A 9076-nucleotide genomic window follows, 5' to 3' on the forward strand; every position below is an offset into this window, starting at 1 on the left:
GGCGCCGGGCCGGCCGCTCGAGCGCGCGCAGCGCGACTGGTTCGAGCCGCGCCTGGGCCGCTCGCTCGCCGACGTGCGCGTGCACGACGACGCGCTCGCCGCGCGGTCGGCGCGCGCGATTTCGGCGAAGGCCTATACGGCAGGCCGTCACGTCGTGTTCGGCGCGGGCCAGTACCACCCTCTTTCGGCCGCCGGCCGCGCGCTGCTCGCGCACGAACTCGCCCACGCGCAGTCTGCGGACGACGTCGTGCGGCGCAAGCCGCTGACGGACGAGGAGCGTGCCGAAGACCTCCAGTCGCCCGAACTCAAGGACGACGCGCGCCTGCAGGAAGCGTTCGACAACGCACCGGACATGCGCCGCAAGGAGAGCGGCGAAGGCGTCAAGACCCTGCAGCGACAGCTGCGCGATCTCGGCTATCCGATGCCGGTCTCGTTCAAGAAGACCGGCGACGCCGACGGCATTTTCGGCGAGGAAACCGAAGGTGTCGTGAAGACCTTCCAGCGCGACCACGGCCTCGTCGACACCGGCGTCGTCGACCGCGACACCTTGCGCGAGCTCGATCTCGTGTTCAATCCGGTCATCACGATCGACAAGGTGTTCATCGGCAGCGACCACGCGCAGGTCATCGACAACGCGGTCGACTGGAGCGACGCCGGCGCACGCCATTTCGACTGGAGCAACAAGCCCTACCAGATCGTGTTCGACCCGGCCGATCCGACGGCCGCGCAGACGATTCCGATCTCGGTGACCGGCGGCACGACGCTCAGCGCCGCGGCCTGGGTCGACATCAAGGGCGGCGTGCCGGGGCGCGCCTATACCATCACCGCGACCAGCGCGCAGACCGGCTTCTCGCTGAGCGGCACCGGCACTCACAAGACGAACGAGCCCCGCGACCTGATCTTCCTGACCGCCGACGCGCCGGTGACGCCGACGTTCGCCGAACTGCGGCCCGAGCAGACCTGGGCGGCGACCTCGACGGTCGCGACGCGGTCGAGCGGCGTCACGCGCCAGAACGTGTTCGTGACCGCGGGCCCGGCCATCGCGCCCGAAGCCGTCACGATCGCCGACCGACCGTACCGTCCGACGGTGCGGCGCCTGCGGCAGGCGATGCGCTTCGCCGCGGGCACCGGCGTCACGCGCGCCGACCGCATCATCTGGAAAGTCATGCGCGAATTCCCGTCGTACGGCGAATGCGACGCGCCGAGCGGCGGCGAGCAGAACATCTCGTGCCCGAGCATCGTCTCGGTCTGGGGCATGTCGCCATACCTGAAGGCCGGCACGTTCCAGTGCATCACGATCGCGCGCTACGCCGACGCGCTGTTCTACCTGCTCGGTCTGCCGAACCAGGTGCCCGGCGCGATCGCACGGCCGGTCGTCATCTGGGCGGACATCGACAACCGCGACGGCATCATCTCGCCGTGGCCGCACGCCGGCATCTCTTCGCGCAGCTACAGCCATCCCCGCCACCGCGACTGGTCGCTGGGCCTGATCGACGGCAACTGCGGCCTGAACAACTACGAAGCCTGCGAGCAGCTGATCTGGACGCCGCCCGGCGCCGCCAAGCCCGTCATGCAGATCTGGTGCGGCGGCTTCGGCAAGGACAACCCGGCCGCCGGCTTCGGTTCCGCGCGCGCGGTGCTCGAAGAGGTGTTCACCCTGTCGTGGTACAAGCCGATGAAGAAACCCGACCCCAGCAGCGGCTTCTGGCGCGGCATCCGGCAGAAGGACGTCGAGAACTACGCCGGCATCGACGGCTGCGACGAAGACATCAGCGAAGAGGACTGACGCCGGCAGGCCGGAGCATCGCCATGAAATTCCTAGCGCCCGACAAGGCATCGTCCAACCCGAACCGCACGCCGGCGTCGCTGCGCCCGCCGATTGCGCCGCTTCCGGCCGCAGCGCCCGCCGCGCTGCCGAAATCGGCGCCCTGCGCCTGCGGCGGCCGCTGCCCGAAGTGCAGCGCGGGCCGGAGCGCGCCATCGGGTTAGGCCGCTCGCACCACGGGTCCGCGCGTCGGGCGAAGTCCGGCGCCGAAGCGATCCACTCCCTTTCCCAGGCACAGCCATTAAGATCGGCACGCCGTACCCGACCGCCGCCGCACAGACACGGCGTCTTCAGCCTAACCACTGTGGAGCTTCAATAAGTTGCTTCTGTCCAAGACGAACGATCCCGAGTGAGCCTCAACCGTTTCCGACTCCGGCGCGCCGCCGTCAACTGCGATTTCGACCTGTCACCGGCCGTCGCGCGAGGTCGCATCCGGAACTTCACCCGATCAGCGTGCCATCGCGACGCCTTCCCAAGGCTTCCGGCGTGAGCGCAGACGGCCCACGGCCGGCATTTCCGTTGCGCGCCGCAAACATCCCTGACCTCGCGGCAGCGACGCTCGCCGGTCTGCTGTTCCTGCTCGCCAGCGTGCGCTTCGGCGGCTCGGTGGCCGGCGACGAGCTCGATCCGTCGTGGACGATGGTGCTGCGCTGGGCCAGCATGCACGGCCTGCGCTGGGGCAGCGACATCGCGTTCACCTACGGCCCGCTCGGCCATCTCTATCCGCTGAACGCCTGCGACCCGGGTTACTACGGCACCTTCGTCGCGGCGCAGATCGCGCTCGCGGCCGCGGCCGCATTCCTGTTCGCGAACGGCTGGTTCACGCAGGGTTGGCCCGAACGCCTCGTGCTCGCGGCCGCCGTCGCCTTCGGCGCGCCGCTGCTCGCCGCCGATCCGGCCTGGCTGTCGATGCCGGTGTTCGCGATCGTCGGCCTGCACGCGCACGCGGCCGCGGGACGCCGGCGCACGCTCTGGCTGCTGCTCGTCGTCGCAGCGCTGTACGCAGCGACGATCCTGCTGATCAAGATGAGCACCCTGCTGCTGATTCTGGCCTGGTGGCTCGCCGGCATCGTCGTGCTGCTGCAGGCGCGGCTGTGGCGCCACGCCGTCGCCTGGCTGCTGCTCGTTCCGGCGGCGGCGCTGGCGCTGTGGACGGCCGCCGGCCAGCACCTCGGCGACCTGCTCCCGTTCGTCTCGACGGTGCTCGAAATCTCGCGCGGCTACACCGCGGCGATGGGCAGTTTTCCGCCGCTGCGCTATGACGTCTACGGACTGGCCGTGCTCGGCGGCGCCGGCGGCGCCGGCCTCTGGACGGCCTGGCGTGCACGCCGCGACCCGGGCCGCCTCGCCTGCATCGCGCTCTGCGGTCTCGCGCTCTTCGTCGCCTGGCGCGCCGGCTTCACGCGCGCCGATACGCATGTCGCGATCTTCGCCATGACCGCCTGGCTCGTGCTGCCGCTGCTGCCGGCGCTGGCACCCACTGCGACGCCCCGGCTGCGCGCGGCGGGCCTGGCGCTGGCCGTGGCCGTCGTGCCCGTCGCCGACCGTTGCTTCAACCCGGGCATGGGCCACCGGCGCGGCGAACTCGCGGTCGCGAGCCTGCGCACGCTCGCGAACAACGCGGCCCTGCTCGCGCGTCCGCTGGCCTATCGACCGGCACTGATCGCGGCGCTGGACCGCGAGCGCATCCGGCTCGATCTGCCGCAGACGCGTGCCGCGGTCGGCAGCCGCCGCATCGACCTCCTCGGCACGCAGCAGGGCGTCGTCCTGTTCAACGGCCTCGCCTACCGGCCTTCGCCGGTTTTCCAGGGCTACGGCGCCTATACGCTGCGCCTGCAACGCCTCAACGCCGCCGCGTTCAGCGGTCCCGACCGGACGGATTTCGTGCTGCTGGCGCATTCGCCGATCGACGGCAATCTGCCCACGAGCGAAAACGCGCTCGCGTTCACGACCCTGTATCGGAATTACCATCCGGTACTCGTGGAAAAATCCTTTCTGCTACTGGAGAAGGACACCGAATCCGCGCCCGTGCCGTTGCCGGCGGACGACGGCTGGCGTCCGGCAGCCTGGGGCGAATGGATCGACCTGCCGACGACGCCCGAAACCGTCGCGGTGCTCGCCGTGCGTTCCGGGCTCTCCCGGGCCGGCGCGGCGATGGCGACCGTGCTACGCGAGCCGGGCCAGCTCATCGAACTCGAACTCGCCGACGGCTCGGTCCGGCGCTTCCGGCTCGTGCGCGGCGCGGCACCGGGCGGGTTCCTCGCGTCGCCGCTCGTGCAGTCGCTCGACGACTACGTGCGCCTGTTCGCCGGCACCGAGCTGCCCGTCGTCCGGCGCTTCCGCCTCGTGCCGCAAAGCGACGCGATGCGCGGCCTGTTCGCCGACGACGTCCGATGGAACGTTACGCAGCTGCCGCGGCGGCCGCGCGGCGAACTGCCGCCGGCAATGATCGACGCGCTGTTTCCCGGCTTCTCACACCCGCCGCAAGCCTGGACCGCCGGCGTCCGCACGATGGAGGTCGAGGGACGGCGCGTCCTGTTCATGCACAGCCCGGCGCAGCTGACGTTTCGGCCCGGCGCCGACGCCTACGTCGTCTCGGGCGAGGTCGGCATCGTGCCGAACGCGTTCACGAGCCCCGGCTGCAGCCACGGCGACGGTGTCGAGGTCCGGGTCTCCGGCGACGCCGGCGCGGCGCCGGCCTACCGCTACGACCCGTTCGCCGATGCCGCGCTGCGTCCCGCGCGCCGCTTCGAGCTCGGCCCCGTGGCGGCCGGTCCGGACGGCGTGCTGCGACTGGACGTCGCGCCTGGTCCGGCGAACGTCAGCGACTGCGACTGGTCGTATGTCCGCGACGTCACGATCCGCGCGGCCGTGCGCGCCGCCGGCTCCGATCCGCCTCCGTCGACCCCCAACGGACACACGACGCGACATGACGAAAAGTAAATTGCTACGAATGGACAACATCGGCATCGTCGTGGAATCCCTTGATGCCGCCGTCGCCTTCTTCACCGAGCTTGGCCTGACGCTCGAGGGGCGGGCCACGATCGAAGGCGAGTGGGCCGGGCGCATCACCGGGCTCGGCAACCAGCGCGTCGAGATCGCCATGATGGTCACTCCCGACGGCCACGGCCGCCTCGAGCTATCGCGCTTTCTCGCGCCGTCCGTCGTGGCCGATCACCGGAACGCGCCGGTGAACGCCCTCGGCTATCTGCGCGCCATGTTCGCCGTGAGCGACATCGACGACACGCTCTCCCGGCTCCGCAGACATGGCGCGCAGCTCGTCGGCGAGGTGGTGCAATACGAGCAGGCCTACCGGCTCTGCTACGTCCGCGGCCCCGAAGGGCTCCTGATCGGACTGGCCGAACCGCTGGCCGGCCGTCGATAGCGCCCCGGGAAATTCCCGCCCGCGCCGATGGTGGGACGGCCGCGCAGGAGCGCCGGTGTCGACCTCACGGTCGTCCCGCGCGTATCTCGGCGAGCCGCGCCGTCACGGCCGCACGGCTTGCCGCGGCCGACAGGCGTTCGCTCACGCTCGCCTTTGCAGCTTCGCCGATCCGGCGCGCGTACACCGGATCGTCGAGGAGCCGCCGCAGGCAGGCGGCGGCCTGCGCGACGTCCGGCTCGGCCCAGTGCTGATCCTGCCAGGCCGGATACTCGCCCTCGCGCACCGGGACCAGCGTGTAGTCGACGAGGCAGCTGTTGTCCGCGTCCATGAACGCGAGGTTGCCCGAATACGCCGTCGCGACGACGGGCTTGCCGAGCAGCATGCACTCGGCCATGCCGAGGCCGAGACCTTCGGAGCGGTGCAGCGAGACATAGCAGTCGCAGCAGGCCTGCAGCGCCCACATGCCGCGGCGGTCGAGGAATCCGTCGCGCACCTCGATGCGGTCGTCGGCCGCGGCCAGGTCGACGAGCCGCTGCAGCGCGTCCGGGAAGCGCGCGCCGTTTGTCGTCTTGATCACGAGACGCACGTCGCGGCGGCCGTCGGCGAACGCGCGGCGGAACGCGGCGATCACGCCCTCGGCGTTCTTGCGCACGACGAACGAATTGAAGTCGAAACTGAACAGGCACAGGAACACGCCTTCGGCCAGTCCGAACTCGCGCCGCGACGGCGGCTCGGGCAGATCCACGCCGAGCGCGACCGGCACGATGTGCACGGGCTTGCGCGTGCACGCGGCGATCGCATCGCGCACGAACGGCGAGGTCACCCAGATCTCGTCGACGAGGTCGATCGCGCCGTGCCACTGCTCGGGGAATTTCTCGAGCTCCCAGAACCAGCAGCCGATGTTGTAGCGCCCGCCGAACACTGCATCGCCGAGCTGCGCGCGCGCGACCGGCATCTGGTCGGCATTGATGCAGAACAGGTTCACGTCGTAGCGGCATTCCGGCGACAGGAAGCGCTGCATGCTGCGGTCGCTCTGGCGGCTCGCGACGCCGGTGTCGAAATTGCGCACGACGAACGGCACGCCGCCGTCGTGCAGCGCATGCGCATACCGGCGCAGCACCTCGGCGACGCCGAACTCGCCGTGCGCGTAGCCGACGAGATTGATGCCGGACCCGTCTGGCGTACCGGCCGCGGCGAGCGCCGCGGGCATTCCGGCGATGCGTTCGAGCCGGCGGCGGATGTGGTGTCGCGCGCCTTGCGGGATCGCGGCGTAGAAACGCAGCGCCGCGCGGAAGCGGCAGCTCCAGTCGATGGCATCGAGGCAAGCCGCCGCGGCGCGGCTCGCCGGGCCCGAGGCGGAATGCCGGATCTGCGCCGCGGCGCCGGTCGCGCGACCGCTCTCGAGCGCCACCAGGGTGCGGCGCGCCGGTTCGAGATGCCGCTCCGGAATGCCCATCTCCGCCGCCGCGACGCGGGCGAACCAGCGGATGAATCCGCGCCGGCCTTCGGCCTGGCCGATGTCGAAGGCCTGCTGCAGATCGGGACGCAGCTTCCACGCGGCGTACATCAGCCGCGTGACCGGCGCTTCGGCGCGCACGGGCAGCTCCTCGCACGGCAGGTCGAACAGGCGCCGGTCCATGGCGAACGGATCGCGCTGCGGCTGCGCCGTCCCCTTGTCGAAATAGCGCCGGTAGACGGCGCGCACCGGATCGCAGATCGGCTCGCCGTCGGCGAACCGGCCGAACGCGTACGGCTTCGCGCGGTGCACGGCGTGACCGTTCGCGGCGAGGCGGCGCAGATACTCCGCGTACAACGGCCTCAGCTTGCCGATCGTGGCGCGCGTGTGGCGGTTCTGGTGCTTGGAGAACAGCGCCGGACGGTCGAGGTCGACGCCGCTGAAATGAACGAACGCGAGCCTGTGGCTTCCGGCCTGCCAGTGCGCTCCGCGCCAGGTGACGCGGCGTTGCGACAGATTCCAGTACGCGAGGTTGTAACCCGCGTCGCGCAGGATGCGGACGTCGGCGAACAGGCCCGGCACGAGGTCGATCCACTTTTGGTCGGTGAACAGCCCCGCGGCGACGTCGTTGAACGCGCCGAACTCGAGGCGGTCGGCCCACCAGGCGATCAGGCGGTCGGCCTGCGCATGAGCACCGATCGCGACGAATCCGCAGTTGTAGGTGCCGCTCAGCAGAATGTCGCGCTCGCCGGGCTGGCGGCCGTCGTCGACCGGATCGAGGAGATGCGGCGTCAGCACGGCCAGCGCGCCGTCGGCGAACGCGGCCTCGACCTCGGTCAGCGGCTCGACGAGGAGGATGTCGGGATCGAGATAGACGATGCCGGCGCCGGGATGCCGCCGGCGCAGGTGCGCGAACGCATACGGCTTGATCGCCGTGTTGAACTCCATGATGGTGTAGCGGAACGCGAACGCGTCGAAATCCGGCAGCGCGAGCGCTTCGGCGGCGATGGTGACGAACGGCGCATCGGCGAGCGCCGGATCGCCGTCGTCGCGATCGGCCAGGATCAGGTAGCGCGGCGCGTCCGGATACTGCGCCGCGACCGACTGCATCAACGTGAGCGCATACGCCAGGTAGTTGCGCGAGGCGATCGTGAAGAACACGGGCAGGCCGCTGTGCGCGCGCAGCGCCGAACGGCGCTGCCGCGCCGCCTCGTCGCGCGCGTGTTCGAGCGCCTGCGCGTAGGCGAGCGCGTCGTCGCGGCTGCGTTTCAGCAACCGCGCGTATTCGGCGGCGCGGTTCCGGTCCCGCACGAGCGACTCGGCGTACTCGGACGCATTGCGGTGCTCGCGTTCGAGCAGCTCGGCCGCGGCCTGCGCGCGCCGGGCTTCGGCGGCGGCCTCGGCCAGGCGCGTATCGCGCGAGGCGATTTCGGCGGCGAAGCGCGCGTGCAGGCCGGCGCGCTCGTGCTCCAGCGCCGCGACGGTGTCTTCGAGCCGCCGCGCATGACCGGTCGCATCGGTGAGGCGCGCATCGCGCCGTTCGATTTCGGCGGCGAACCGCGCATGCAGGTCCGCGCGTTCGGCCTCGTGCGCCGCCCGGGTATCGGCGACGCGGGCGCGCTCGCGTTCGAGCGCGGCGACGGCCTCTTCCAGGTGCCGGGCATGCGCCGTCGCCTCGGCGAGGCGCGCATCGCGCCGTTCGATTTCGGCGGCGAACCGCGCATGCAGGTCCGCGCGTTCGGCCTCGTGCGCCGCCCGGATATCGGCGACGCGGGCGCGCTCGCGTTCGAGCGCGGCGACGGCCTCTTCCAGGTGCCGGGCATGCGCCGTCGCCTCGGCGAGGCGCGCATCGCGCCGTTCGATTTCGACGGCGAACCGCGCATGCAGGTCCGCGCGCTCGGCGTCGTGTCGCTGCGCGGCCGCGGCGGCGCGGTCGCGCAAATCGTCGACGACGCGCTCCCGCGCGGCGACGTAGGGACCGAGCACGCCTTCGGCCGTCGCGAGCCTCTGCGCAGCAAGGTCGAAGGCCGGAAAGATCGAATCCGGCTGCGCGACCGCCCGCAGCAGGCCCGCATGGACGTCCCGAGCGGTTCCGGCACTGTCGTTCGCGCCGTCGCTCGGCGCTTCGTCGCGCGCGGCGGTATCGAGAAAATCGTCGATCGCGGCGCCTGCAAGGTCCCAATCCGGCCAGTCGAGGCGGAGCTGGCGGCCCATGCGCGCGAATTCCGCGCGCCAGTCGGCGAGCAGCGCGTCGAACGCGACGAAGGTGCGTGCCTGGCCTCGCGTGAATCGCTCCGCGGCGAGCACGTAGCGCAGCCACGCGGCGACGCCGTGCGCCGGCGGCAACGCATTGCCGCTCGCGAGCCGGCGCTCGCGCCGCTCGAGCGAGGCCGCGACGGCGGCCGGATCG

4 protein-coding genes are annotated in these 9076 nt (G+C 71.2%); 3 read left to right on the top strand and 1 reads right to left on the bottom strand.

Features of this window, described 5'->3' with window-relative positions; all coding sequences use genetic code 11:
- The 3 genes from NON22_RS25015 to NON22_RS15660 all read left to right on the top strand — a co-directional run.
- Positions 1 to 1786: eCIS core domain-containing protein (locus NON22_RS25015; protein ID WP_425507986.1), on the top strand; the 1786-nt coding region annotated here is incomplete at its 5' end.
- 525 nt (positions 1787 to 2311) lie between these two features.
- Positions 2312 to 4768, top strand: a complete 2457-nt coding sequence (locus NON22_RS15655) for a hypothetical protein (RefSeq protein WP_257387882.1) — start codon at positions 2312 to 2314, stop codon at positions 4766 to 4768.
- Between the two features lie 10 nt (positions 4769 to 4778).
- Entirely contained in the window at positions 4779 to 5210 is a 432-nt protein-coding gene (locus tag NON22_RS15660) for a VOC family protein (protein ID WP_257387883.1), read from the top strand.
- A 64-nt stretch (positions 5211 to 5274) separates the two neighbouring features.
- Here the strand turns inward: NON22_RS15660 and NON22_RS15665 are convergent.
- Positions 5275 to 9076 (bottom strand): glycosyltransferase (locus tag NON22_RS15665; RefSeq protein ID WP_257387884.1); only part of this gene is annotated, 3802 nt, incomplete at its 5' end.

The organism is Tahibacter caeni, from assembly GCF_024609805.1.
Taxonomy (GTDB): domain Bacteria; phylum Pseudomonadota; class Gammaproteobacteria; order Xanthomonadales; family Rhodanobacteraceae; genus Tahibacter; species Tahibacter caeni.

Coding starts and splice junctions, on each gene's coding strand:
- NON22_RS15660 (WP_257387883.1), top strand. CDS start 4,779: ATGGACAACATCGGCATCGTCGTGGAATCCCTTGATGCCGCCGTCGCC.